The organism is Pseudoxanthomonas dokdonensis, from assembly GCF_001431405.1.
Lineage (GTDB): Bacteria > Pseudomonadota > Gammaproteobacteria > Xanthomonadales > Xanthomonadaceae > Pseudoxanthomonas_A > Pseudoxanthomonas_A dokdonensis.
In genome coordinates this window covers 1-23,428 of the sequence record NZ_LDJL01000014.1, presented here as the reverse complement: position 1 = coordinate 23,428, position 23,428 = coordinate 1, and the positions used below count along the sequence as shown (strand labels likewise).

27 protein-coding genes are annotated in these 23,428 nt (G+C 64.2%); 6 read left to right on the top strand and 21 right to left on the bottom strand.

The features are described from left to right. Position 1 precedes the first annotated feature (1 nt). The 3 genes from ABB29_RS13020 to ABB29_RS13010 form a co-directional block, all read right to left on the bottom strand. Positions 2-1,846, bottom strand: a complete 1,845-nt coding sequence (locus ABB29_RS13020; protein ID WP_281177435.1) for an SLC13 family permease — start codon at positions 1,844-1,846, stop codon at positions 2-4. A gap of 96 nt (positions 1,847-1,942) precedes the next feature. Further along, positions 1,943-3,178: a multifunctional CCA addition/repair protein gene (locus ABB29_RS13015; RefSeq protein ID WP_057659780.1), complete on the bottom strand. Its 1,236-nt coding sequence runs from the start codon at positions 3,176-3,178 to the stop codon at positions 1,943-1,945. A 60-nt stretch (positions 3,179-3,238) separates the two neighbouring features. Continuing rightward, on the bottom strand, positions 3,239-5,224 hold the full coding sequence (locus ABB29_RS13010; RefSeq protein WP_057659779.1) for a transglycosylase SLT domain-containing protein: 1,986 nt from the start codon (positions 5,222-5,224) through the stop codon (positions 3,239-3,241). A 62-nt stretch (positions 5,225-5,286) separates the two neighbouring features. Between ABB29_RS13010 and ABB29_RS13005 the strand changes: the two genes are divergently transcribed. Then, complete coding sequence (locus ABB29_RS13005) at positions 5,287-6,087, top strand: sulfite exporter TauE/SafE family protein (RefSeq protein WP_245622634.1); 801 nt, start codon at positions 5,287-5,289, stop codon at positions 6,085-6,087. A gap of 7 nt (positions 6,088-6,094) precedes the next feature. Here ABB29_RS13005 and ABB29_RS13000 read toward each other — a convergent pair whose 3' ends face one another. The 4 genes from ABB29_RS13000 to ABB29_RS12985 form a co-directional block, all read right to left on the bottom strand. After that, positions 6,095-6,883: an endonuclease/exonuclease/phosphatase family protein gene (locus ABB29_RS13000; protein WP_057659774.1), complete on the bottom strand. Its 789-nt coding sequence runs from the start codon at positions 6,881-6,883 to the stop codon at positions 6,095-6,097. Between the two features lie 9 nt (positions 6,884-6,892). Beyond that, a complete protein-coding gene (locus tag ABB29_RS12995; protein ID WP_057659772.1) occupies positions 6,893-7,720 on the bottom strand; it encodes a thiol:disulfide interchange protein DsbA/DsbL in 828 nt (275 codons plus the stop codon). Between the two features lie 110 nt (positions 7,721-7,830). After that, entirely contained in the window at positions 7,831-8,493 is a 663-nt protein-coding gene (locus ABB29_RS12990) for a thiol:disulfide interchange protein DsbA/DsbL (RefSeq protein ID WP_057659787.1), read from the bottom strand. Between the two features lie 118 nt (positions 8,494-8,611). Then, the gene (locus ABB29_RS12985) at positions 8,612-9,406 is read right to left on the bottom strand and encodes a c-type cytochrome (protein ID WP_057659770.1); all 795 of its coding nucleotides are present in this window, start codon (positions 9,404-9,406) and stop codon (positions 8,612-8,614) included. 219 nt (positions 9,407-9,625) lie between these two features. On the opposite strand from ABB29_RS12985, the gene yihA reads away from it, so the two are divergent. From yihA to ABB29_RS12960, 5 genes are all read left to right on the top strand, one after another. Further along, positions 9,626-10,258, top strand: coding sequence for a ribosome biogenesis GTP-binding protein YihA/YsxC (gene yihA, locus ABB29_RS12980; protein WP_057659768.1), 633 nt, complete (start codon positions 9,626-9,628; stop codon positions 10,256-10,258). A 202-nt stretch (positions 10,259-10,460) separates the two neighbouring features. Next, positions 10,461-11,825 (top strand): glutamate--cysteine ligase, encoded by a 1,365-nt coding sequence (locus tag ABB29_RS12975; RefSeq protein WP_057659767.1) that lies wholly within the window; start codon positions 10,461-10,463, stop codon positions 11,823-11,825. Between the two features lie 151 nt (positions 11,826-11,976). Beyond that, positions 11,977-13,842 (top strand): DUF885 domain-containing protein, encoded by a 1,866-nt coding sequence (locus ABB29_RS12970; RefSeq protein ID WP_057659765.1) that lies wholly within the window; start codon positions 11,977-11,979, stop codon positions 13,840-13,842. A 59-nt stretch (positions 13,843-13,901) separates the two neighbouring features. After that, positions 13,902-15,119: a hypothetical protein gene (locus tag ABB29_RS12965; RefSeq protein WP_057659763.1), complete on the top strand. Its 1,218-nt coding sequence runs from the start codon at positions 13,902-13,904 to the stop codon at positions 15,117-15,119. Between the two features lie 45 nt (positions 15,120-15,164). Next, a complete protein-coding gene (locus tag ABB29_RS12960) occupies positions 15,165-15,845 on the top strand; it encodes a glutaminyl-peptide cyclotransferase (protein ID WP_057659761.1) in 681 nt (226 codons plus the stop codon). A gap of 60 nt (positions 15,846-15,905) precedes the next feature. Here the strand turns inward: ABB29_RS12960 and ABB29_RS16590 are convergent, their stop codons facing one another. The 14 genes from ABB29_RS16590 to ABB29_RS12900 form a co-directional block, all read right to left on the bottom strand. Beyond that, entirely contained in the window at positions 15,906-16,268 is a 363-nt protein-coding gene (locus ABB29_RS16590) for a hypothetical protein (protein WP_211260747.1), read from the bottom strand. Then, positions 16,243-16,431, bottom strand: a complete 189-nt coding sequence (locus ABB29_RS16425; RefSeq protein WP_157062651.1) for a hypothetical protein — start codon at positions 16,429-16,431, stop codon at positions 16,243-16,245. The genes ABB29_RS16590 and ABB29_RS16425 overlap by 26 nt, the downstream gene beginning before the upstream one ends. Positions 16,432-16,464: 33 nt before the next feature. Further along, on the bottom strand, positions 16,465-16,881 hold the full coding sequence (locus ABB29_RS12950) for a hypothetical protein (RefSeq protein ID WP_157062650.1): 417 nt from the start codon (positions 16,879-16,881) through the stop codon (positions 16,465-16,467). Between the two features lie 55 nt (positions 16,882-16,936). Then, a complete protein-coding gene (locus ABB29_RS16420; protein ID WP_157062649.1) occupies positions 16,937-17,113 on the bottom strand; it encodes a hypothetical protein in 177 nt (58 codons plus the stop codon). Positions 17,114-17,680: 567 nt separating this feature from the next. Beyond that, the gene (locus ABB29_RS12945; protein ID WP_057659758.1) at positions 17,681-18,043 is read right to left on the bottom strand and encodes a hypothetical protein; all 363 of its coding nucleotides are present in this window, start codon (positions 18,041-18,043) and stop codon (positions 17,681-17,683) included. Between the two features lie 20 nt (positions 18,044-18,063). Further along, positions 18,064-18,699: a helix-turn-helix domain-containing protein gene (locus ABB29_RS12940; RefSeq protein ID WP_057659756.1), complete on the bottom strand. Its 636-nt coding sequence runs from the start codon at positions 18,697-18,699 to the stop codon at positions 18,064-18,066. Positions 18,700-18,898: 199 nt separating this feature from the next. Then, entirely contained in the window at positions 18,899-19,156 is a 258-nt protein-coding gene (locus tag ABB29_RS16585; protein ID WP_057659754.1) for a hypothetical protein, read from the bottom strand. Between the two features lie 132 nt (positions 19,157-19,288). Further along, positions 19,289-19,783, bottom strand: a complete 495-nt coding sequence (locus ABB29_RS12930; protein WP_057659752.1) for a nuclear transport factor 2 family protein — start codon at positions 19,781-19,783, stop codon at positions 19,289-19,291. 159 nt (positions 19,784-19,942) lie between these two features. Further along, on the bottom strand, positions 19,943-20,380 hold the full coding sequence (locus ABB29_RS12925) for a GNAT family N-acetyltransferase (RefSeq protein ID WP_057659750.1): 438 nt from the start codon (positions 20,378-20,380) through the stop codon (positions 19,943-19,945). Between the two features lie 77 nt (positions 20,381-20,457). Beyond that, positions 20,458-20,670 (bottom strand): hypothetical protein, encoded by a 213-nt coding sequence (locus tag ABB29_RS12920; RefSeq protein ID WP_157062648.1) that lies wholly within the window; start codon positions 20,668-20,670, stop codon positions 20,458-20,460. A 248-nt stretch (positions 20,671-20,918) separates the two neighbouring features. Continuing rightward, the gene (locus ABB29_RS12915) at positions 20,919-21,260 is read right to left on the bottom strand and encodes a hypothetical protein (protein ID WP_057659747.1); all 342 of its coding nucleotides are present in this window, start codon (positions 21,258-21,260) and stop codon (positions 20,919-20,921) included. A 511-nt stretch (positions 21,261-21,771) separates the two neighbouring features. Continuing rightward, a complete protein-coding gene (locus ABB29_RS12910; RefSeq protein ID WP_057659745.1) occupies positions 21,772-22,089 on the bottom strand; it encodes a hypothetical protein in 318 nt (105 codons plus the stop codon). Positions 22,090-22,172: 83 nt separating this feature from the next. After that, on the bottom strand, positions 22,173-23,000 hold the full coding sequence (locus tag ABB29_RS12905; RefSeq protein ID WP_245622635.1) for an IS3 family transposase: 828 nt from the start codon (positions 22,998-23,000) through the stop codon (positions 22,173-22,175). Further along, a complete protein-coding gene (locus ABB29_RS12900; protein WP_057659744.1) occupies positions 22,970-23,326 on the bottom strand; it encodes a transposase in 357 nt (118 codons plus the stop codon). Before ABB29_RS12900 ends, ABB29_RS12905 begins: the two co-directional genes overlap by 31 nt. Positions 23,327-23,428 lie beyond the last annotated feature (102 nt).

The window sequence follows — 23,428 nt, the reverse complement described above, 5'->3', positions numbered from 1 at the left end:
CTCAGCCGCCGGCGAACGCCGGCAGCAATGGACCCTCCAGCCACAACCAGCGTGCCATCCAGGCCACGGTCAGTCCGATCATCGTGGTCAGTGGCACGCCGATACGCAGGAAATCGCCAAACGTGTACTGGCCGGGATTGAGGATCAGCAGATTGCCGTGGTGGCCGATAGGGGTGAGGAATGAGGCCACCGCGCCCATCGCGGTGCAGATGACGAACGGGACCGGCGGCAGCCCCAGGCTTTCGGCCAGGGCAAACGCGATCGGTGCCAGCAATACGGTGGTCGCCGCATCGGAGAGGATCTGGGTGAGCAATGCGGCCGCTGCGAACATCACCAGCAGCAGGCTGTAGACCGACAGATTCTGCGCGTGGTCGGCCAGGAACTTGGCCAGCAGCGCGGCAGTGCCGGTTTTCTCCATGGCGATGCCGAGTGGAATGACACCGGCAATCATGACGAATATGCGCACATCGATTTCCTGATATGCGCGCTCGATGCTGACACAACGGGTGAGCACCATCGCCACCGCGCCAGCGAGGAAGGCAATCTGCGGTTGCAGCAGTTCGGTGGCGGCGGCAAACACCGCGGCGATCATGATTGCCAGTGCCAGCGGCGCGCGCCGGCGGACTTTCTTGTTGGCGTTGAATGGCATCAGCATCAGGAAGCCGCGATGCGTCGATAATGTTTCGAAATTGCGTTGTGGTCCCCACAGCACCAGCAGGTCGCCTTCGGCCAGCACCATTTCCGACAACTCGCCATGCAACCAGCCTTCCTTGCGCCACAGGCCGACCACGACCACGCCCATGCTCTGCAGGAAATCAATATCGGCCACGCTGCGGCCGACGAACTCCGAGTGCGGCGCCACCACCGCCTGCACCAGCTGTTCTTCGCCGAGCGCTTCATCCTGGCCGTCTTCGCGCGGCTTCTCGCCGTACTTGGCGACCGCATGCAACGACAGTCCCGGCTCATCCTTGATCGATGCGATCTCGTCCGGCGAGGCACGCACCAGCAGGACGTCGCCGCTGAGGATGTGGCTGTTGGGATGCTGGCGTAGACGACGTGCACCCAGCCGCAGCCAGTCGACCACCTGCAGCCGGTTTTCGAATGCCAGCTCGAACTCACCCAGGCGGCGGCCGGCCCACGGCGACTCGGCATCCACGACCAGCTCGGTGTAATAGCGGTCCAGGCGCAGATAGTTGCCGTTTTGCACATCGCCCTGGCGCTTGGGCAATAGCCAGCGCCCGGCCAGCATGTAGATCACGCCGACCAGCACCAGCACCGCGCCAATCGGGGTGATCGCGAAGATGTCCAGCCGCTGCTGGCCTGAGCGTTCCAGCAGGTTGTTGGCCAGCAGGAAGGCCGGCGCACTGAACAGGGTCAGGGTGGTGCCCAGCGAGGCTGCCAGCGACATCGGCATCAGCAGTCGCGAGGCGGAAATCTTCTGCACTTGGGCCAACCGCATCAGCACCGGCAACATCATCGCGGTGATCATCAGGTGATGAGAAAAGGCGGCCAGCACTGCGGTCGCCGGCATGGTCACCGCGATCGCGCGCCATTCGCTGCCACGTGCGGCCCGGCCAATCGCCTTGCCGATGCGATCGGTGATGCCGGTGACCGACAGACCGGCCGACAGCACGAATACCGCTGCCACGATGATCGCCGGTTCGCTGGAGAAGCCGGACAATGCTTCGCGTGGCGACAGGATGCCGGTCAGGGTCAATGCCAACAGCGCCAGCATGGCGACCAGATCCACGCGCAGCTTCTCGCTGATGAACAACACCAGCGCGACGGCGAGAATGGCCAGGAAAATGATCTGCTGCAGTTCCATTGGGCGACCTTGGGGCAACACTGTTAACTTAACGCATTCGGCCGCGCCGCGAGTGGTGAGATAGTTAACAATCGGGACTGAAAGCGTTGAACGGCAGCCCGCTACGCCGCAGCGCTGTCAGCGGTCCTGCTGGCGCGCCTGGGCGATGGCGGTTATGCGTGCCTTGCGTACCAGTTCGCCCACTTGCGGACCACTGACCACGACGTCGCCGCTGACCACATCGCGGGGCCTGACCGCCATCGCGGCCGCATGCAGCCTCAGCAGTTCCGCGCCCTGTGGATACGCCTGCTCCTCGCTGCCCAGCCGGCCACGTTTGTCGGCTTCGCATACGATGGCCAACTGGCCAATGCGCGCGGGTTTGCGAAAGCCATCGCAACGCGCGAGCAGGTCATGCACGGTCTCATCGCGCAGCTCGAACAGTCGGTGCACGTTGAGATGTTCGCGGCAGGCCAACAGCGCCAGCTCGCGATATTCGGCCGGCACCTTCAGGCGTTCGCTCAGCGCCCTGACCGGTGCCTGGCCGGCATGTTCGTGGCCGATATGCCGGGGCAGGACCGAAGCCGGGGTCAGTGCCTTGCCCAGATCATGGGTCAGCGCGGCATAACCGATGAGCGTGTCGCCGGGCGCCAGCCTTGCGGCCATGTCGCTGACCATCTGCTGGTGGACGCCGGTGTCGACTTCGGGATGGAACTCGGCACGCTGCGGTACCTCATACAACGCGTCCAGCTCGGGCAACACCACCGCCAGTGCATGCGCCTGCCGCAGGGTGGCCAGAAACGCCGACGGCGAGGCCTCGCCAAGCGCCCGCCGCAACTCCTGCCATACCCGTTCGGGCACCAGCGCTTCCAGCTCGCCGGCGGCGACCATCTGCCGCATCAGGTCCATCGTTTCGTCGGCGACGACGAAGCCCAGCGGCGCGAACCGCGACATCAGCCGCGCCGCGCGCAGCACCCGCAGCGGATCCTCGACGAATGCCGGGCCTACGTGGCGCAGTACCCGGGCCTGGATGTCGGCCACGCCGCCATACGGATCAATCAGCTCGCCGGCGTCATCGCGGGCGATGGCATTGATGGTGAAGTCGCGTCGCTGCAGGTCTTCCTCGAGGGTGACCGACGGGTCGGCATCGACCACGAAGCCACGGTAACCACGGCCGCTTTTGCGTTCGGTACGGGCCAGTGCGTATTCCTCACCGGTGTCCGGATGCAGGAACACCGGGAAGTCGCGCCCTACTGCCTTGAAGCCCATCGCCTCCATCCGTGCCTGGCTGGCGCCGACCACTACCCAGTCGCGATCGCCCGGCGGCAAGCCGAGCAATGCATCACGTACCGCGCCACCGACCAGATAGATCTCCATCCGCCGATGATGCCGCAAACACCGGGGCGAAGAAATCCGCGCGGGGTGAAAGCGTGCGCTTCAGGTGTCGCTGCCGCCGCCGCTGCCTTCGCTGCAGGTGAAGGCTTTGCGCTTGCCATCCATGCGGCCGAGCATGCGCTGCGACAGTGGCAATGCATCGCCATTGAGGCGCCAGTCGTAGAGCACGCTGAAAGCCAGTACCCGTGCGATGTACTCGCGGGTTTCCTTGTAGCTGACGGTTTCGATCCAGATGTCCGGGTCGAAGCCCGGGCGCTGCGACTGCCAGCGTGCGGTCGGTGCGGGGCCGGCGTTGTAGGCGGCGATGGCGACGTAGGTCATGCCGTACTTGTCTTCCATCTGCCGCAGATAGGCACTGCCGATGCGGATGTTGGTGTCGGCGTCATAAAGGCTCGCTGCACCGCCCCATGGCATCCCGATCTTGCTGGCGGTGGCGGCACCAGTGGTTGGCAGTACCTGCATCAATCCCATCGCATTGGCCGGCGAACGGGCCTTGGGATTGAAGATGCTCTCGGCGCGGATTTCCGCTGCCACCCAGGCCGGATCCAGCGCATTGCGGGCGGCCTCGCGGCGAATGGTGGCGTCGTGGTGCAGCGGGAAACGCAGATGGTACAGGCGCAGCTCCTGCGGCCGCGGTTCGCCCTGTGGAGTCTTACCGAGCGCGAACACCGCGCGGTCGAACCAGCCATTGTCCTGCGCGACCTCCACCGCCATGCGGCGCTGATCGTCATTGAAGCGGCTCATCGCGTCCTTCCACTCGGCCACCGCCCAGCCGGGCTTTTCCAGCTTCCACAGTTCCATCGCCCGCACCAGCGCCGGCTCGCTGGCCACTGCTTTTTGGGCGGCGGCTGAATCCCTGGGTTGCCATGGGCAAAGCGCATAAGGCTGCGACAACTTGTCGGCGGCCAGGAAGCCATGGAACGTCGCCGACTTCGCAGCTTCGGCAAACAGGCGCTTGGCCTCGGCGGCGTCGCCGTTCTTTTCGGCCATGCGTGCTTCGAAATAGCGCCAGCGCGAATCCTCGCGCTGCGATTTCGGCATCTTGCGCAAGGCGACCTGTGCCGCCTTCCAGTCGCCACGCGACAACGCTTCGCGCACGCGCCATTCGTGCAGGCGCTCGTCGTAGCTGGCTTCGGGCACGTTGTTGAGCCGGCGCGCCGAATCAGGCAGGTATGAGGCCACCGTCCACAATGCAATCTGGTACAGCACCTGGCCCTGCTGGGCCTGGTCCATGCCCAAAGCCTGGGCGAACTGCGGCAACTGGCGCTCGGCGCTGTCGGGATCCTTGCGCGCCAGTTTGGCCAGGCCGATGGCAGCCATTTCGCGACTGCGCTGGTCCTTTGGCCAGCTCAACGCGCTGGCATTGGGGCTGTCGATGAAGGCGGCATAGGCAGTGGCCTGCGCCGCCTCGTTGGCGGGCAGGCCGCGGGCAGCGGCGCGCATCACCCCGGTCTGTTGTTCGGCGGCGGCCGCATCGATGCGCTGCCAGCGCAGCTGCGGCGACAGATCGCCCTGGGTGGCCAGCTGGGCGAACACCGGATCGCAGCCATCGGGCAGCGACTTGCTGCCTTCGCGCCAGATGGCCTGCGCATCGCGGGTCCATTGCTGATCCAGCTTGCCATTGGCCTGGCGTGCGCTAAGGTCCGCGCAGCGCAGGGCGATGCTGTCGCTGGGCTGCCAGGCGGCGCTGAAGGCGCTCCAGTCCTCGCGCCGTGCGCTGGCTGCCAGCCACAGGCTGCGGAAACTGTCGGCGACTGCCTGGCCCTGGTAACGACGCAGGAAATCCTGTGCCTGGGCGTTGCTGACCGCATCCATGTCGCGCTGCATGCTGGCAAGCTCGACCCAGCCGTAGACCGGATGGTTGCGGATGGCGGCGGCCTGGCTGGCGTCCAGTTGGCCACGGCTGGCGGCTTCCAGCGCCGCGGCGACCTGCGGACGCTGTGCATCCAGATTCTGTGCATGGCCGCAGAACGGGGCGAAAATACCGGCAGCGACGGCGATGACAAGCGAAGATAGGCGGCGATTCATGGCGTGAACATACCAAAGCCAGCTGAACGCCTGTGATGAATATTTACAATGGGAGCAAGCGCTTGGAAGGTCTTTGGGTGTTTCCGCTGTTGGGCGTGGTGGCCGGGATTCTGGCCGGTCTGCTGGGCATCGGCGGTGGCCTGGTACTGGTGGCGGCGCTGATCTGGCTGCTGCCGTGGTACGGCATCGGCGAGCAGCAGGTGGTGCATGCGGCGTTGGCCAGTTCGCTGGCCAGCATCGTGCTGACCGGTGCCTCGTCGGCATGGGCGCACCACCGGCGTGGCAGCGTGATGTGGTCGACGGTGGCGTGGATGGTGCCGGGGCTGTTGCTGGGCGGCTGGTTGGGCAGTGGCCTGGCAGTGCATCTGAATGGCCAGGTGTTGCGTTGGGTGGTGGCCGGCTACTGCTTCATCGCCGCCGCGCAGATGGCCTGGGGAGGACGCGGCGCAAAGGCGGCCAGCGCAACCACTCCGCCGCCGGCGGGGCTGCCGATGACCGGCGCCGGTGGCGTCATCGGCGCGATATCGGCGGTGGTTGGCATCGGCGGCGGCAGCATGACCGTGCCGTTGCTGGTCTGGCGCGGGGTGTTGCCGGTGCGCGCGGTCGGTACCTCCAGCGCCTGCGGGGTCGCGATCGCCATCGGCAGTGCCCTCGGCTACATCCTGCATGCACCAGCCGGCGCCTTGCCGGCGCACAGTATCGGCTACGTGTACCTGCCGGCGACGATCGGGGTGGCGGTCGCCGCGGTGATCGCCGCGCCTTACGGCACGCGGCTGGCACACGCGATCAGCGCGCAGTCGCTGAAGCGGGTGTTCGCGGTGTTCATGGCGGTGATGGGGGTCAGCCTGCTGTTGAGCGGCTGAAGGCGCGCTAGCGCAACGCCTGGTCGGGCACCGCGATGGTCATCGCCAGCGCCAGGTGATCAGAGTTGGCGGCCGGAAACGCGCTGGCGTTTTCCGAGACCAGTGATTCGCTGACCAGGATATGGTCGATGGCCCGCTGCGGTCGCCAGCTGGGGAAGGTCGGCACGCAATGGGTTGGCGGACGCAGATAGCTGCGGTTGTACAGCAGCTCCATCTCCGGCCGATCCGGCACGCAGTTGAAATCGCCCATCAGCACCGCATGGCGCGATTCGGCCAGGATTTCAGCAATGAAGGCCAGCTGCGCCTTGCGCGAGTTGGCACCCAGCGACAGATGCGCGACCGCGATGGTCAGCCCGTCGTTGCCCTGGCCAAAGCGCGCCACCAGTACTCCGCGGCCACTGATCCGGCCAGGCAGCGAATGGTCGGTGACCTCGACCGGTTCCAGCCGGCTGAGCAGGCCATTGGCGCTGCCGGCAACCCGGGCCACGTCGCGGTTGGGCTGGTGGCTCCAGTAGTCAAAGCCGGCGCGCTCGGCCAGATAGTGGGTCTGGTTGGTGAAGCCCGAGCGCAGACTGCCGGGATCGGCCTCCTGCAGGCCGACGATGTCGTGTTCCCCGGCCAGCTTGGCAATGGCATCCAGGCTGCCGCGTTTGTTGCCGGCCGGCAAGGCATGCGACCAGCTGCGAGTGAAGTAATCGCTGTAGCGGCGGGTGCTGGAGCCGGCCTGGATGTTGGCGCTGAGCAGGCGCAGACGGCGTATGCCGTCGGTGCCGTTGGGGGACGACGATGGGGTCATTTAAAAAGCTTAGCGCCCGGCGCGTTCACGCGCGATCAAATGGTCGGTGATGCGCAGCTTGTCTTCCCAGCTCTTGCCCAGTACCCGGTACTTGCCGTCGACCAGGATGGTCGGCGTGCCGGTGACCCCTGACTGTGCGGCGAACTGCATGCCCCGCTTGATCTGGGCGTTGACGCCAAAGCTGTTCATCAGTCCCAGGAATTCATTGGCGTCGACGCCATAACCGGCATAGAACTGGGCGACCTTGGCCGGATCCGGCTTCTGGCCTTCGCGCGGCAGGCTGTTGCTCAGGTGGATGGCCTTGAACACCTCGTTGTGGGTCTTGTCGACCAGGCCCTTGGCCTGGGCCGCGTAGAACGCCTTGGCGTAGGGTTCCCACTCCGGACCGAAGGCAACCGGCACGTAGGTCATGCGCACGTCGGCCGGCAGTTTGTCGTGCCAGGCGGCCACGCTGGGCTGGAACGCGGCGCAGGCCGGGCAGATGTAGCCAAATACTTCGACCACTTCAATCTTGCCGTCCAGCGGGGCATACGGCTTGCCGTTGGCGACGACTTCGTAATCCACGCCTTCCACCGGCTCCGGGCCGACCGGCGGCAGCACCGGGTTGTTGTTGGGCGCGGCCGGAGCATCGCTGCCAGCCTCGGCGGCGGCGGCGGGCGCCGGCGCTGCGGTGTCGCTGGGCGCGGCTGCGGTGGCATCCGGGGTGGCGCTCTCGGCGACGTCGGCGGCCGGGGTCTGCGCGGCTGGCGCGGTGGCACCCGGGGCGGTGGTTTCACCGCTGCAGGCCGCGAACAGCGGCAGCAAGGCCAGCATCATCACTACAAGACGGGTTTTCATCGATTTACTCCAGCGTTGGTTGGCGCGGCCTGCCAGAGGTGCAGGCCGGTGGAAGAGATGCCGCATTCTGTTGCCTGCGGCCGGCGCTGTCACCCGCCAGATGGCAGGGCTCAGTTGCCCGCGGACGCTTTACCGGTCTTCGGCGCGCGGCCATGTTCCTTGGCGACCAGATAGTCGGCAATCTGCAAGACGTCGTCGAAGGTCTTGCCGCCGGTGACCCGGTATTTGCCGTTGATGACCAGCGTTGGCGTGCCGCGGATACCGCTGGCCATGACGAAATCATTGGCCTGCTTCATCAGCGCATCGACCTTGGGCCCGCGAAGGGTGTCGTTGAAGGTGCTGGCGTTGACGCCATAGCTGGCATAGAAGCGGGTCAGCTCCTCGGCGGTGGCATTGCGCGCCGGCAGGGTGCCGCTTTCATGCAGGGCCTTGAACACCGCGTCATGGGTCTTCGGCAGCACCCCGGTCAATTGCGCCGCGTAGTAGGCGCGGGCATAGGGCACCCAGGAGCTGTTGAGGCCGGCAGGCACCGGGGTGAAACGTACATAGGACGGCTGCTTGCGGGCCCATGCGCTGACGATGGGTTCGAAATGCGCGCAGTGGATGCACGGATAGGCGAAGACTTCGGCCACTTCGACCTTGCCATTGAGCGGCGCATAAGGCTTGCCGCCGTCAATCAATTCGTAATCCACGCCCGCCACCGGCTCGGCGGCCATCGCCATTCCGGGCAGCCACATCAGGCAGGCAACCAGCAGCAACCAGCAGGACTTCATCAGCGCGGACTTCATCGTCACTTCCTCTTGGGACAAAAACAAACGCCGGCCATGGTAGGCCGGCGTGCTGGAATGAACCTGAACGCGAAAACCCGCGCTGGCGATGACTGCCGCCGGATCAGTGCGGGGCCTTCGCGCCTTGGGCGACCGCGGCGTCGTCGGCACGGTCGTGCAGGCCCTGCAGATAGCTGCCAAGCGCCTGGATTTCCTGATCGGTCAGGTTGTGCGTCACCTGCGCCATGATGTTGAACAGCGCCGGATCCTTCTGGCCGGTGGTGCCTGCACGGTATTCCTCCAGGCGGCGGACCACATAGGCCTGCTGCTGGCCACCGACATGCGGGTAGGCCGGACCGGGATTACCGGCGCCGGTCGGACCGTGGCAGGCCATGCAGGCGGGGATGCCGCGTGCGGTGTCGCCGGAGTGATACAGCTGCTGGCCGACTTCGTAGAACTTCTTGTCCTTGTACGTGCCTTCGGTGATGAGCGTGTCATCGGCCAGGCCGGCACCGGATTTCTGGGTGGCGAAGTAGGCGCCGACGTCACGCATGTCCTGCGCGGTCAGGGTCTGGGCAAACGGCACCATCACCGCGGCCATGCCGGTATTGCGTTCACCGGAGGCGAACAGGGCCAGCTGGTGGGCGGTATAGCGTTCGCTCTGGCCAGCCAGGCGCGGGTACTGCGGATCGCTCGGGTTGCCGTCGGCGCCATGGCAGGCGGCGCAGGCCGCGGCCTTGGTCTGCCCGGCCTTGGCATCGCCCCAGGTGGTCTTGCTCAGATCCACCAGTTCGCTGGTTTTCACCGGCTCGTTGTCCGGCACCGGGACAACCGTCGTTTGTGCCGCATAGGCGTAAGCAGCCGCGCCAATGGCGGCAACAGCCAGTCCAGCAAGTCCCATAACGCGAGCGTGGCGCATGCTAAAGCTCCGTAACACTGATCAGAAGCGGCACCTGAATGGCGGCCGCGAAACCGTTCAATTATCGTCGCCGGTGCGCCTGTAGGTCAATGAAAGCTGGCGCTCCCCGGCGATCCGGCGCGAGCGCGAGCGCCTGCAGGTTACTCCTGGAGCCGCCGCCAGCCCCGCCCGGCGACGCTGGCCGACCCCTTCAAGCCGCTGGCATGCCATGCTATTGGCATGTCCAATCCCCTCGAAAAAGCCCGCTACCTGCTGGCGGCGCACATTCCCAGGCAGTTGCCGGATGACATCGGCCATGAAGTCGCCTTTGCCGGCCGCTCCAACGCCGGCAAGTCGACCGCGCTCAATGCCTTGACCCGCCAGAACGCACTGGCCCGCGTCTCCAAGACGCCCGGCCGCACCCAGCAGCTGGTGTTCTTTGAAGTGGCCGCCGACAAATACCTGGTCGATCTGCCTGGCTATGGCTATGCCAAAGTGCCGCATGACCTCAAGGATCATTGGCAGGCATTCCTGGATCGCTACTTCCGTGAGCGCGAGGCGCTGAAAGGACTGGTGGTGGTGATGGACATCCGTCATCCACTCAAGGACTACGACCGGCACATGCTCAGCTACGCCGTCTCGCGCGGCATCCCGGCGCACGCCCTGTTGACCAAGGCCGACAAACTGGGCCGCGGACAACAGGCGCAGGCGCTGCAGGCGGTCAGGAAGGAACTGTTTTCCAAGTTCGGCGATACCGTCAGCGTGCAGACCTTTTCCGGCTCATCGAAGCAGGGCGTGGATGAAGCCCGCGCGGTGGTATGCCGCTGGCTGGGCTTTGGTCCGGCCACGCCGCAGGCCGCCGACGGCGAATAAGCGCGATCCGTGCGGCGCCGGTGTTGTCCGCCGCACATCATGGTCATGACCAGGCGTCTCTCGCGGTCGCCACCGCGCGGCCGCGGAACACTGAACATGATCCAGCGCAACGCTGCGAGCGCGACCGCCGGGTATAGTGAATGCCTTGCGAACCGGGACACAGGCCCCAGTTCGTCTTCCCCATTCCGCGTGCGAGTCCGCCTTGTCCAGTCCCAGCCACGTTGACGCCGTTCCTGTTACCTCCCGTGATCAACTGGTGGCCTATATCGCCTCGGGCGAGAAGCCCAGCAGCGACTGGCGGATTGGTACCGAGCACGAAAAGTTCGGCTTCCGGCTCGACGATCTGCGGCCACCGGGCTTCGACGGCGAGCGCGGCATCGAGGCCCTGCTCAAGGGCCTGACCCGCTTTGGCTGGCAACCGGTGACCGAGAACGAGCGCGTGGTCGCGCTGACCCACAACGGCGCGTCGGTGACCCTTGAACCGGCCGGGCAACTGGAACTGTCCGGTGCCGCGCTGCAGAACATCCACCAGACCTGCGTCGAAGTCGGCAGCCACCTGCGCGAAGTGAAGCAGGTCGCCGACGAATTGCAGCTCGGGTTCCTCGGCATGGGCTTCCAGCCCAAGTGGCGGCGCGATGAGATGCCGTGGATGCCCAAGGGCCGCTACCAGATCATGAAGAGCTACATGCCCAAGGTCGGCCAGTTGGGCCTGGACATGATGACCCGCACCTGCACCGTGCAGGTCAACCTGGACTACGGCTCCGAAGCCGACATGATCAAGAAGTTCCGGGTATCGCTGGCATTGCAGCCGGTGGCGACGGCGCTGTTTGCCGATTCGCCGTTCACCGAGGGCAAGCCCAACGGTTACCTCAGCTACCGCTCGCATATCTGGACCGACACCGATCCGGATCGCACCGGCATGCTCGATTTCGTCTTCGAAGACGGCTTCGGCTACGAGCGCTACGTCGATTACATCCTCGACGTGCCGATGTACTTCAGCTACCGCGACGGCATCTACCACGATGCCAGCGGCCAGAGTTTCCGCGACTTCATGCAGGGTCGCTTGCCGGTGCTGCCGGGCCAGCTGCCGACCTTGACCGACTGGTCGGATCACCTGACCACCGCATTCCCGGAAGTACGGATGAAGAAGTTCCTGGAGATGCGTGGCGCCGATGGCGGCCCGTGGAATCGGCTGTGTGCGCTACCGGCGTTCTGGGTTGGACTGCTGTACGACCAGACCGCACTGGATGCGGCCTGGGATCTGGTCAAGGATTTCACCCTGGAAGAGCGCCATGCACTGCGCGATGGCGTGCCCGAGCACGGCCTGCGCCTGCCCTTCCGCCATGCCAGCATGCGCGAACTGGCGGCAGAGGCATTGAAGATTTCGGTGGCCGGCCTGCGCCGCCGCGCGATTCTCAACGGCGATGGCAAGGACGAGACCGGCTTCCTGGATGCGTTGATCGAGATCATCGACGCCAACCAGACCCCGGCCGAACGCAAGCTGGCGTTGTTCCATGGCGAATGGAACGGCGACATCGATCGCGTGTTCCGCGAGTTCGCTTACTAGCTGGCGCCAAGCGTTGAGGCTTCAGCAGCGTCGCGGTCATCGGTAACCGGCACAGCCGCCATTGCTGGCGCCAACTGTGATGGTGTCGTAGGTTGTTTTTCTCACATATGCGATGCTCCGGCGTTTCGATCAACGCGCCACGGGGAGCCACATGCGTCGCCATACGATTCTTTTCCTGTCCTGCATCACCGCGCTGGTGCTGACCACGCCAACTTTTGCGGCGACAGCCGCGCCAACGACGGCCGCGACGCAGGCAACCGATTCGATTGGCGCGCTGCTGGATGCGCAGACCCAGCGCTCGGTGGTCAACAACCCCGAACTGCGGACCATGCTGGGCATCTCCGGCGATGGTATCGATCTGTCCGGCCAGCTGACCGATGTGTCGCTGCCGCGCCGGGCCGAACTGCGCACGATGCTGCAGGAAAATCTGGCGCAACTGGAACAGCGTGCCAAGTCCGTTCCGGTCACCGACCAGGACCGTTGGAGCCTGGGCCTGGCGCGCTGGTTCTACCAGCGCCAGATCGAAATGATGGCCTATGACTGGTCGCCGGCCTGGTTGCCCGCCGGCGCCACGACTTACGCGGTCGACCAGCTTTTCAGCATCCCGGTGACGCTGCCGCAGTTCATGGAAAACCAGCACGTGGTCAAGGATGAAGCCAGCGCGCTGGCCTACATCTCGCGGCTGCATGCCATCGGCAGCAAGCTGGACCAGGTGCGGGCCAACTTTGACATGCAGGCCGCGCACGGCGTGGTGCCGCCACAGACCGCGCTGGAGGGCGCGGCCGCCCAGATTCGCAGTCTGATCCAGCCGCCGGTGGCGTCCAGTCGCTTCGTCGTGGCACTGGCGCACAAGCTGGACAAGCTCACCCTGCCGGCAGGACGCCGCGAGCAGTTGATCGCCCAGGCCGAAGCCGCAGTCCAAGCCGATACCAATCCCGGTTACGCGCGCCTGCTGGCGCGGCTGGAAGAGGTCATCGCCACCCATCCCGGTGACCATGGCATGTGGGCGCTGCCCGATGGCGATGCCTACTACGATGCAGCGCTGCGCTGGAACACCAGCACCGACCTGGACGCCGATGAAATCCATCGCATCGGCTTGTCCGAGGTCGCGCGCATCCAGCAGCGGATGGACCAGTTGCTGCGCGCGCAGGGCATGGACCAGGGCACGGTTGGCGAACGCATGGCGCAACTGGTCAAGGATCCGCGCTTCCAGTACGACGATTCCGACGCCGGCCACGCGCAGGTGGTCGCCGACATCGAGCACGCGCTGGCCAAACTCAAGCCACAGGTGCCGAATTATTTCGGTCGGGTGCCGCCGCAGCCGCTGGAGGTGCGGATGGTGCCGGCCGACGCACAGGCAACCGCGCCTGGCGCCTATTACCTGCCGCCGGCGCTGGATGGTTCCCGCGGCGGACTGTTCTTCATCAACCTCGGCAATCGCGAATCCAACACCCGCTGGAGCCTGCCGACGCTGACCTATCACGAAGGCTCGCCCGGCCATCACTTCCAGATCTCGATCGGGCAGACCCTGAGTGATCTGCCGTTGCTGCGACGCAGCCTCAACCCCAGTGCCTTCACCGAAGGCTGGGCGTTGTACGCCGAACAACTGGCGGCGGAAATGGGCCTGTACCAGGATGATCCCTGGGGCGACATCGGCCGCCTGCGTGCGGAATTGTTCCGCTCGGTGCGCCTGGTGGTGGACACCGGCCTGCATCGCAAGCGCTGGACCCCGGAGCAGGCCATCGATTACATGCACGCGCAAACCGGCATGTCGCTGGCCGAGGTGCGGACCGAAATCTATCGCTATCTGGTCCAGCCCGGCCAGGCCTGCTCCTACAAAGTCGGTCACCTGAAGATGGTCGAACTGCGCGAACGCGCGCGCAGCGAGCTGGGCGAACGCTTCGACATCCGCGCATTCCACGACCTGATCCTCGGCAATGGCGCGATGCCGCTGGCGGTGCTGGAAGCGGCCGTCGACGACTGGATTGCCACGGTCAAGGCACAACCGGCGGGCTGATCATCGCAAGCGCTAGGCCCACACTGGGCAGGCAGCGGACGGCGCGGTAGCCTGCCGGCATGGACTCTCTGATTGCCGCCGCCGGGCGTGCGCTGGCCACCGGTGATCCACTGGGCGCGTTGCAGCGGGTGGCGCTGCGCGAAGACCCGGCGGCGCTGGCGTTGCGCGGCATCGCCATGGCCCAGCTCGGCGAACACCCGCGGGCACGCGAGTTGCTGCGGCGCGCGGTACGTGGATTCGGCCACCATGAAATCATCGCCCGCGCCCGCTGCGTGGTCGCCGATGCCGAAGTGGCACTGGCCATGCGCGACCTGCGCGGTGCCACGCAACCGTTGCGGGCGGCGGCCGACTCCCTGCAGCTGCATGGCGACACCGGCAACGCCTTGCATGCCCATCTTTTGATGGCGCGGCGCGCGCTGTTGATCGGCCGCCTGCAGGCCGCCGGCGACAGCCTGCAGCAGTTGCATGGCCAGGCCTTGCCACCGGCACTGGCGGCGATGGCCAACATGGTGGCCGCCGAACTGGCGTTGCGCGCATTGAGGGTGGATGAGGCAGAGGACGCACTGGCGCGGGCGCGGCTTTCCGCACAACGCGCCGGCATCGCTGCGCTGTCGGCGGAAGTCGAGAGCGCCGGTGCAAGCTTGCGACAGCCCGCGGCGCGCTGTTTTGCCCACGGCCGTGAGCAGCCGCTGTGCCTGCGCGAGGTGCAACAGGTGCTGGCGGCGGACACGCTGGTTATCGATGGCTGCCGTCGTGGCCTGCATGCAGGCAGTGCCTGGCAATCGCTGGCGCGGCGACCACTGCTGTTCGCGCTGGCAAAGACGTTGGCGCTGGCCTGGCCAGCGTCTGCCAGTCGCGAATCCTTGATCGCCGCCGCCTTCCCGACTCCCTATCCGGATGAATCGCACCGCGCCCGGCTGCGGGTGGAGATTGGGCGCCTGCGCCGCCTGGCCAAGCCGATGTTCACCGTCGTGGCCAGCGAGCATGGCTTCCTGCTGCGGCCAAGAAGCGCCGGCGTGGTCGTGCTGGAACCGCCGATCGACGGCGAACAGGCGGCACTGCTGGCATTGCTGGCCGACGGCATGGCGTGGTCGACCTCGGCGTTGTCGCTGGCCCTGGGCGACAGTCAGCGCACCGTGCAACGCGCGCTGGTCGAGCTGCAGGCACGGCAGCGGGTGCGCTCCATCGGCCAAGGGCGCACGCAGCGCTGGCTGGCACCGCCGCTGCTTGGATTCACGACAGTCTTGTTACTCCCGTCAACGCTGCCAGCCGGCTAGATTGGCCCCGCGGTGCCACTCCGCGCACCTCCAAGGAGCTCGATGATGAACGCTGAAAACACCTCCCGCGGCAATCATGATGCCGCCGCATCCGCGGCTGAAATCGTCCGCGAATACGGACCGTTCGAAGACGGCACCAGCGTCAACGGCGTGACCTACGACGGAAAGCATGTCTGGGCCGCGGTTGGCCCGCGACTGATCGCCGTGGACATCGAATCCGGCCTGCCAGCACGCACGCTGGAGCGCGTCGGCGACGCCGGTACCGCCTTCGATGGCACCCACCTGTACCAGATTGCCGAAGCCCGCATCGACAAGATTGACCCCGCCACCGGCCAGGTACTGCATTCGATACCAGCGCCGGGCAACGGCAGCGATTCCGGCATGGCCTGGGCCGAAGGCAGCCTGTGGGTGGGCCAGTATCGCGACCGCCGTATCCATCAGATCGACCCGGAGACCGGCAAGGTCCTGCGCAGCATCGAAAGCAATCGCTTCGTCACCGGCGTCAGCTGGGTCGACGGCCAACTCTGGCACGGCACCTGGGAAGCCGAGGAAAGCGAACTGCGCCGAATCGACCCCGCTACCGGCCAGGTGCTGCAGCGCCTGGTGATGCCAGCCGGTGTCGGTGTCAGCGGATTGGAGTCGGACGGTGCCGAGCTGTTTTATTGCGGTGGCGGTGAGAGTCGCAGGATCCGTGCAGTGCGCCGGCCAGCTGCAGCCACCGCGTGACGAGGCCTTGGCAGCCGGGCTGGCGTTAGCCGCCGCCGGCTGCCTGTTTCAGGCAGGGATTCAAGGCACCAGTCGCGACACGGTGTAGCTCTCGCCATCTGCGGCCAGCACCCGCAATGGCTGTCGCCGTGCCTGCGCCAGCAACGCGCTGGCCGGCATGTCCGCAGCGGACAGATCCACCGTCGCCTGTGGCAGCCCGGCCACCGCAATCGCACCACGCTTGTGCGCTTCCTGGATGATCTGCTTGTTGCGGATGTCCACGCGCCCGGCCATCAGCAGGCGCATGTCCTGGATGAGGTAGGCGGCCAACGCATCATCGCTGATGTCAGCGCCCGGTATGTCGAGACGGAAGTCCTGCGCAGACAAGCTGCCGCCATTGCTGAAATGGACGACGAAATCAAACTTTACCCGGTGGCTGGTCATGGCGGATGAAATGGCTCTGGGGAATGGAGAATGCACGCTGCATATCCAAGCCCATTACTCCGGCCACTGGCAAGTCCTGCTGGTGCGCTATCGGCCATGACAATGCAGCGGTGCTGGTCTGCCGCTGCAACGAAGCGGCCACGTTGCTGTTGATGGAGGTCATGGCGCCTCGTATGTCGGCGACTGGCAACTTGATTCAGAGACAGGCACCGGCGTGGTTGCAGCCGACAAAAATGACCGCAAACAACATCGGTACCATCGCCGCGTATGCCAGCACCAGGCCAAATATCGCAGGTCTGTAACGTTGTTGTGGCGCGGCAGCGGCGGCGAGCGCCAGCAGGGTCGGAGTGGCTATCAGCAGACCGATGCCGGGTGCTGCCAGCCAGCTACGCAGATACCAACCGACACTGCCCGCCACGTACCGGCTAGCTGGGCCTGGCAGGCTGACCGAGGCCACCAGCACTGCCATGCATAGCATCAGTAGCGCCGCCATCGACACGTTGATCATGCGCCCGTGCTTGATTGCCAACCGGCGTGAGGCAAGTCCGAGCGCAACACCGGCAAGCGGACCTGCAAGCACGAGCGATATGACAAGGACCGCCAGCATCGTCATCCATTCACTCGGTAAGCCATATCGGCGCTGCCTCGGATTGCTGGCCTCGAAACGTTCAGAGCGAGCTGGTGCTGCTGCTCAGGTATACGTCCAGCGTGTATGAAAATGCGTACTCACGGATCATCTGGTTCTGCGTCGCCTGGTATTGGCGCCGGTCAAGCGCGATGTCGAGGTTGTCACTGCTGTTCGCCGTCTCCGCCACCGAACGGGGAAAGTCATTCAGCTGGCCCATGCAGTGCGCGTAGTCGGCATGACAGTCGAGCACTGCTCTCGCGTGAGGGTCATCCCCGAGCAAAGGATCCGGCGCGGACTGGGCAGATGCAACCGGCGTGGCAGCCAGTACGAGGGCAACAGCAAGCGCTTCAACTGCATGGCGGGTCCCCTGCCGACTGGATTCAAGGCTATTGATAACGTAATCGCTTATCGGTGGCAAACATCAACTTGCTCGAATTGCCTTGCGCGAATCGACACAGGATTGAGGACCGAACGCACCGATAAGATCCCCGCCGCGTTCCTGCAGCACAATAGCCGAGTAGCGCTTGGCTATTGTGCGCTCTGGCGATCGAGCCGTCATCGAGGCGTCGGCTGAGCGTCGCCCCGGCCTCGGCGATCATGTCGCTTGCAATGAGATGTCCGCTGTCAGTAGCGAGCGCATCCAGTACGGTGGGGTGTTGCCGACATGGATCAGGCTGGTGCCGGCAAGAAGTACCGATGAATGTGCGGCTGTATCCGGTCAACTGCCCGCAGAACAAGCTAAAAGCAAGCCAAGCAGCAGGAGACATGAAGCGCGCATAGCCGGTTACATCTCCCAGCCGAAGGGTGCCTTGATGAGCCGGTCGTCTATGGCAAGCGAGCCTTCGTTGCCATCAACGTCGAGCGTAAAGCTAGCCGGCTCCTGCCCGGGGGTCTGCTGCTCAAACCGTATCTTCAGAATCCGGGCCTCGGTATCGAAGACTTCGGTTTTGAAGTGTTCGCGAAGAAGGACACCTGCGGGTGCACGAGGTGTAGATACCTTGAGGCTGGCGACGACCGGTTGGTCGACATGTCCGATTTCCATGAAAATATCGTAGCCATCTCCACCAAAATAGAGCGTGCCTGTCGCACTGACGGCGCCTGACCATACAGTCAGAAAGCAGAAAGCCAGCAGTCGGCGAATTCTCATTACAGAGCCTGAGTCGCTAATCAAACGGCACCGCCAAGCGGCATTGACCGCGAAGACCTATCGCCCGCCAGCCGACCGTCGCGACCCATCTCCCTGACCGCCATGGCGACGAGCGCTGCTCCGGCAGCGCCCATTCCGAGCAATGCCGGGCTTGGTAGCCGGCCACTGAGCATCCCGAAAACAAGACCGCCCGCCAACAGGGTCACCAGCGGCACCCCAAGCACTGCCAGCACCGGGCCAGCGAAACGCCGCCGCCGCACGCACTGCATGGCGAAGGGAGTTGCAAGCAGCAACCCGATCGCAACCAGCAGCAGGTTGATGGCGTAAAAGGCCTGTGCCCACGGTCCGGCCACGTGTCCGGATTGGCTCAGGCAGGCCAGCGACAGGATTGCCAGGCCGAGCAGGAACGACCAGGCGGGTCCAGACTGATTTGCCGGTTCCGGCTTGCATGAAGTGTCGTGGAGCGAGGTCAACGGCACGCCATAGGTGGCGGCCAGGCTCACCGTCGTGGCCATTGAGGCGATGCCCTGCGATTCGACTCGCTGTACCGTACGTAGACTGAGCCCCGCTGCGCTGGCCAGTTGATCCTGTGACCAGCCCCTCTCGGTGCGGAGGCGACGGATGGTGGACGCTGAGATCTGCATTTCGTAATCCATGAAAAGTCCCGGGTTGAGTGTAGCGGCCTCAGCCTGGCCTCGTCAGCGCGGCCGCGCCACGACAGCACGCCGCCAGTAGCCCGTCAGTCGTCCGCCAGCGGGCCTGTTTCGTGAACTGCTTGGCTTTTTCGGCGTTGCTACAACGCTCGGTCGCGGCAACTGCCGGGTGGTCTCGCGCGCACGCTTCAGGCTGCGGCACTTACCCTTGGGCAATGACGGTAAGCGCGCCCCAACAGATGAAGTAAACAATGAATGCGGCTGCCAGGAACCGCAGCCACCCTGAAATCCGATGCGCGGCACGCGCTTGAGAGGCCAGCAGCACAAGGGCGACCAGACCAGCGAGCGCGGCAAGGGGCAGTGTCAGCTTTATTGGAGTCACTCCCACGGCGCCCGCCCACGCCAGGAGGAGACTGGTCAGCAGCGCCAGGCCGGCCTGGCTACTTCTGGAGATCAGCATTGTTTGCCTTGGACAGTGTTTGCGGGAGAAAGAAGCACCGCCAAGCGGCATTAGTTACGGGTAGCGTCATTACCGTGCCAGGGTCTGTCCATGGCCGCTTGTCATGTCTGCTCGTGTGACTGAACTGACTTGTCACGACCCATCCGCGGCCGCGCGATGCCCATAGCTGAGTACCCGGGTAATTTCCCACTTGTCGCCATTCTGATGCCACACAATGGTGAAGTCGGCCAGACCCTCGCACTTGCCGCTCGATGTCTGGCAAAAGCGGTGTGAGCCGCGCGAGATGGCGCCGAAGTCCTTGACCGGATAGACCTCGAGCGTGCCCGGTATCAGCTCGCGGGTGAAATGGCCGCAGACATATTTGCGCGTGTTGGCGAGCATGTCTTCCCTGTTCCAGGTGACCCCGCCGGTGTCATGGTAGAACTCGACATCCTCGGCAAAGTAGCTGGCGTGCTTCTCAAGCTGGCCAGGATCCTGGCAATGATTGAAGGCATCAAACACGGCGGTATCAAGAGCCGCAATCGTTTCGTCAAGCGTCATCAGTGAAGCCGGTTCAGCAGAAGCCAGCGCGGGGTGACCGCCAGAAGCGGCGATGGCCGCAGCCAGCACAACGAGCTTGATTCTCATGCACGATTCCTTGGGCCACGGCCGCTGCTTTGATCAACTTGGATTAAAGCATGCCATGTGCCGCAGCGGGTATCACGGAAAAGCGCGCCGCGTGCCCCGCTGGCGTAGCACAAGCTGGCGTCTCATCGAGACAAGGCTGCGACACGGCAGGGCGAACGGTCAGCTCCGGGTTCCCGCCCCTTTGAGGAGGGCCATTCCAACACTTGCCGGAGCCGTGAGAGCGAAGCCAAAGTGCTGATAAAGGCGGTAGGCCTCGCCATCCGCCAACAGGCTGACATAGCCTGACTCCGGCACTTCGCGTGCAATGTAGCCGGCTATCTCTTCCATGATTCGTTTCCCAACACCGCGACCCTGGTGCTCGGGCAATACAGCGATATCCACCACCTGGTAAAAGGTGCCGCCGTCGCCGATGACGCGGCCCATTCCGACCGGCTCATCCCCGCACAGGATCTGGACACCGAAAAGGGTATTAGGCAAACCCCGTTCCGCAGCCGCGACCGTCTTGGCACTAAGCCCCGCAGCCAGCCGCAGCCGCCGGTAAGTCTCGACGCTGGGAATGGAATACGCGACTGTGTATCTCGAACCTGTTGCGGACACGACGATCTCTCCTGCGGCACCTGATGGTCGAACCGAGCGCTGGCGCAAAGCGGTTCGGCTCGAATGAAAAGCCAGGCCTACGACCGCGACTTATCGGGCTTCCCGTCTTGGTCGGTGTTGGATATGGAGCGTGCTCTGGAAGTCGCCAGGAACACGACACCCAAGCCAAGAAATACCGGGCCCAGGACGGTGAAGGCCAGTAGGCGAGTTGCGATTCCCACGGCAAGAAATGATGCACCGCAACCGAGGAAGGCAATGCCAAGTGCCTGCATGGATTTTTCTTGTTGCATCCAACTGCTCCTGAGTAAGGCCTGACGCATGCATGAAGCCGACCCGCGGAGCGGGTCCGGCTTGAATGAACTGTTGGTGTTACCTCAAGTCTGGCCACTTTGGTAAGTGCTGACGGAGCCGCAACCGCCAGCCGAGAAGGTATCAGAACTGGGCCGGGGCATCAGAAAGAATGCCTGCCGCTTGGCGTCGCCGAGTAGAGCGCAGTAAGGGTCTGGCCAGACGTCAACAGTGATTGACCCGCGACCCACTACAGACTGATCTCCGAAGACACCGCAACCGTCAGGTCTTGGTTGACCGTCGCAGATACCTTATAGCTACCGCCTCCCTCAAAGTAGTCCTGTGGTCCGTAGGAGTAGTCCTGGCCTTTGGCGGCGAAGCTCACATCCAAGCCGGACTCGCCAGACGGGTAGACGTCGACAGTGATTGATTGACCGGGAGCAATGGCGCCCAAACTTGCCTCGAAGCCGCTTCCGGAGATCACGACACTCTCCAGGCGATGCTCACTGGTATTGTGAAAGGCGACCGGAGTGCCAGAGCTGCAAGCACTAAAGGCTGAAGTCAGCACCGCACAGATTGCAAGTCGTTTCATAGCGGCCCAATACCCTGAATCAAGCCGACTTGGTCGCTGAGCAGACAAGTCCGGTTTGAATGAACTTTCAGGCCTCACTGTTGGCTGCATGAAGGACTCTCTGCGGGCGTGGGGCTCACGAAAATTATCTCGCCATTGCAGATCAAGTATGCGAATGAAGTGCTGGATAAGCCTGCATCTGGCATTGTCTGCGAGTGAAGCTGCTTACCTGATGCATCACTTAAAATTACGGTGGTCTTGTCCAGGTGGCCCGGACTCCCTGCCGTAGCGAATGCCAATACATGACCGTCTCCCAGCTCGAGTTTCGCGGTTTGGCCAGATGGGATTTGGATATCAAATGTAACGGGCGTGGCGCCATCCTGCTGCAACGAGCCCATGAACTGGACGCTAGCTGGAACTACCGCGAGGGCTGATGTGCAAAGACCAAGTAGAGCGGTTGAAACTACGAATGCGTACTTCATCTGCCACCTCCAGGTTATGTGACACTTGCTTTTGAGTCCTAACGCCTGAACTAAGCCGACTTGCGAAGCAAGTTCGGCTTGAATGGATTGTTAGGACGCCGGCCCGTGAAGCCGAGGCCGGCGACGACCAATGCAACAGCTTGCTCAATAGTGTCCGCCGTGAGCCGTTCAGCTGATGTGGAACTCTCAGCAAGGAACGGACAAGCGCCGGTACTGGACTCTAGCTGGAACTCCACATCACTTTCAGGGTGACGGAAGAACCACAGGCCATCATCGTCAATGCCAGGGTGCAGAACGGCTAACTGGTCAGCAGAAATATCTGGGTAAGCGAGACGAAGCCGGTCAATAATTGCATCAATGTCTCGCATGCTTTCCCCTGCGGCCTAACGCTTGAATTAAGCCGACCCGCGAAGCGGGTGGCAGTTCCTACGAAAAAGTGGACACCGATTCTCTAGCAGCACTGCTCGAACTCGACCGGTGAACGATAACCCAACGCCGAGTGCAGGCGCTGGTGGTTGTAGAACTGGATGTAGTCGCTGACCGCCGAGCGAAGCGAGCGTTCACTGTCGAAGCGATAGCGGTGATACATGTCCGACTTCATCGACTTGTTCCATGACTCCATATGCGCGTTGTCGTTCATGCGGCGCGGCCGATTGACCGACTGCGCCAGCCCGGCCCGCTCCAATCCCTGCCTGAAGCCATTGGCCATGAACTCGATGCCCCGGTCGCTGTGGAACAGGGTATCGCAGGCCGGCGCGCGTGTCCGCAAGGCGGCGGCCAGGGCGCGACGGGTCAGTGAGGCCGTGCGCTCGGAGCCCAGCGCCCAGCCCAGCAGGCGCCGGGAGTAGCGGTCCATCACGGTCGCCAGGTAGCGCCACTGGCCGGCGACCTTGAGGTAGGTGACATCGCCGACCCAGATCTGATCAGGTCGATGGCAAGGGTGCTCGTGGGCACGGCTGGGGACGCTGTCCAGGAACCGCGCCAGGCGCGGACGTCGGCGATACAGGCGGGCCGAACAGGCGCGTAGGCCTTCCTGCCGCATCAGCCGCTCCACGCGGCGGCGGCCCACGGCCTCGCGCCTGAGGGCGGCATGCACGCGCGGGCTGCCATAGGTGTGCCGGCTGGCCTCATGCACCTGACGGATCTTCTCCACCAGGCAGGCATCTTCGGTCTGGCGGTCACTGCACGGTCGCCGTGCCCATGCGTAGTAGCCGGCGGCGCTGACCCGGTAGAGGCGGCACATCGTCCTCACCGGACAGGTTTCCTTGTGGTGCTCGATGAAGGCGAAGATTTCGCCTTTCGAACGGAAGTGAACGCGATCGCTTTTTTTAAAAGGTCATGCTCGAGCTTGAGTTGCTCGTACTGCCGCTTGATCTTGCGCAGCGCCTTCAGCTCGGCCGCGGTCGACGGATCCATCGGTGCACCCTTGGTCACGATAACGCCCTCCCGTGCGAGTCGTCGCCAACGAGACAACATGTAGGGATGGATGTAAAGCGACTGGGCGACATCGCCGACCCGCACGCCGGGCTGCTGGCTCAAGCGAACGGCAGAGGCCTTGAAGGCGTCACTGTAGCGATGGATGGTTCTGGGGCCTGGCTTTGGCATTGGGACACTCCTGAGGGTTAGGTCAGGGTGTCCACTAAACCGTAGGAACTACCGGTTCGGCTTGAATGAATTGTTAGGCCTCGCAGGTTAACAAAGTAAGTG

Bases quoted from the DNA above. Each gene is read 5' to 3' on its own strand.
- ABB29_RS13015 (WP_057659780.1), bottom strand. From the start codon at position 3,178: ATGGAGATCTATCTGGTCGGTGGCGCGGTACGTGATGCATTGCTCGGC.
- ABB29_RS13010 (WP_057659779.1), bottom strand. From the start codon at position 5,224: ATGAATCGCCGCCTATCTTCGCTTGTCATCGCCGTCGCTGCCGGTATT.
- ABB29_RS13000 (WP_057659774.1), bottom strand. From the start codon at position 6,883: ATGACCCCATCGTCGTCCCCCAACGGCACCGACGGCATACGCCGTCTG.
- ABB29_RS12995 (WP_057659772.1), bottom strand. From the start codon at position 7,720: ATGAAAACCCGTCTTGTAGTGATGATGCTGGCCTTGCTGCCGCTGTTC.
- ABB29_RS12990 (WP_057659787.1), bottom strand. From the start codon at position 8,493: ATGAAGTCCTGCTGGTTGCTGCTGGTTGCCTGCCTGATGTGGCTGCCC.
- ABB29_RS12985 (WP_057659770.1), bottom strand. From the start codon at position 9,406: ATGCGCCACGCTCGCGTTATGGGACTTGCTGGACTGGCTGTTGCCGCC.
- yihA (WP_057659768.1), top strand. From the start codon at position 9,626: ATGTCCAATCCCCTCGAAAAAGCCCGCTACCTGCTGGCGGCGCACATT.
- ABB29_RS12970 (WP_057659765.1), top strand. From the start codon at position 11,977: ATGCGTCGCCATACGATTCTTTTCCTGTCCTGCATCACCGCGCTGGTG.
- ABB29_RS12965 (WP_057659763.1), top strand. From the start codon at position 13,902: ATGGACTCTCTGATTGCCGCCGCCGGGCGTGCGCTGGCCACCGGTGAT.
- ABB29_RS12960 (WP_057659761.1), top strand. From the start codon at position 15,165: ATGAACGCTGAAAACACCTCCCGCGGCAATCATGATGCCGCCGCATCC.
- ABB29_RS16590 (WP_211260747.1), bottom strand. From the start codon at position 16,268: ATGACCAGCCACCGGGTAAAGTTTGATTTCGTCGTCCATTTCAGCAAT.
- ABB29_RS16425 (WP_157062651.1), bottom strand. From the start codon at position 16,431: ATGACCTCCATCAACAGCAACGTGGCCGCTTCGTTGCAGCGGCAGACC.
- ABB29_RS12950 (WP_157062650.1), bottom strand. From the start codon at position 16,881: ATGACGATGCTGGCGGTCCTTGTCATATCGCTCGTGCTTGCAGGTCCG.
- ABB29_RS16420 (WP_157062649.1), bottom strand. From the start codon at position 17,113: ATGGGCCAGCTGAATGACTTTCCCCGTTCGGTGGCGGAGACGGCGAAC.
- ABB29_RS12945 (WP_057659758.1), bottom strand. From the start codon at position 18,043: ATGAGAATTCGCCGACTGCTGGCTTTCTGCTTTCTGACTGTATGGTCA.
- ABB29_RS12940 (WP_057659756.1), bottom strand. From the start codon at position 18,699: ATGGATTACGAAATGCAGATCTCAGCGTCCACCATCCGTCGCCTCCGC.
- ABB29_RS16585 (WP_057659754.1), bottom strand. From the start codon at position 19,156: ATGCTGATCTCCAGAAGTAGCCAGGCCGGCCTGGCGCTGCTGACCAGT.
- ABB29_RS12930 (WP_057659752.1), bottom strand. From the start codon at position 19,783: ATGAGAATCAAGCTCGTTGTGCTGGCTGCGGCCATCGCCGCTTCTGGC.
- ABB29_RS12920 (WP_157062648.1), bottom strand. From the start codon at position 20,670: ATGCAACAAGAAAAATCCATGCAGGCACTTGGCATTGCCTTCCTCGGT.
- ABB29_RS12915 (WP_057659747.1), bottom strand. From the start codon at position 21,260: ATGAAACGACTTGCAATCTGTGCGGTGCTGACTTCAGCCTTTAGTGCT.
- ABB29_RS12910 (WP_057659745.1), bottom strand. From the start codon at position 22,089: ATGCGAGACATTGATGCAATTATTGACCGGCTTCGTCTCGCTTACCCA.
- ABB29_RS12900 (WP_057659744.1), bottom strand. From the start codon at position 23,326: ATGCCAAAGCCAGGCCCCAGAACCATCCATCGCTACAGTGACGCCTTC.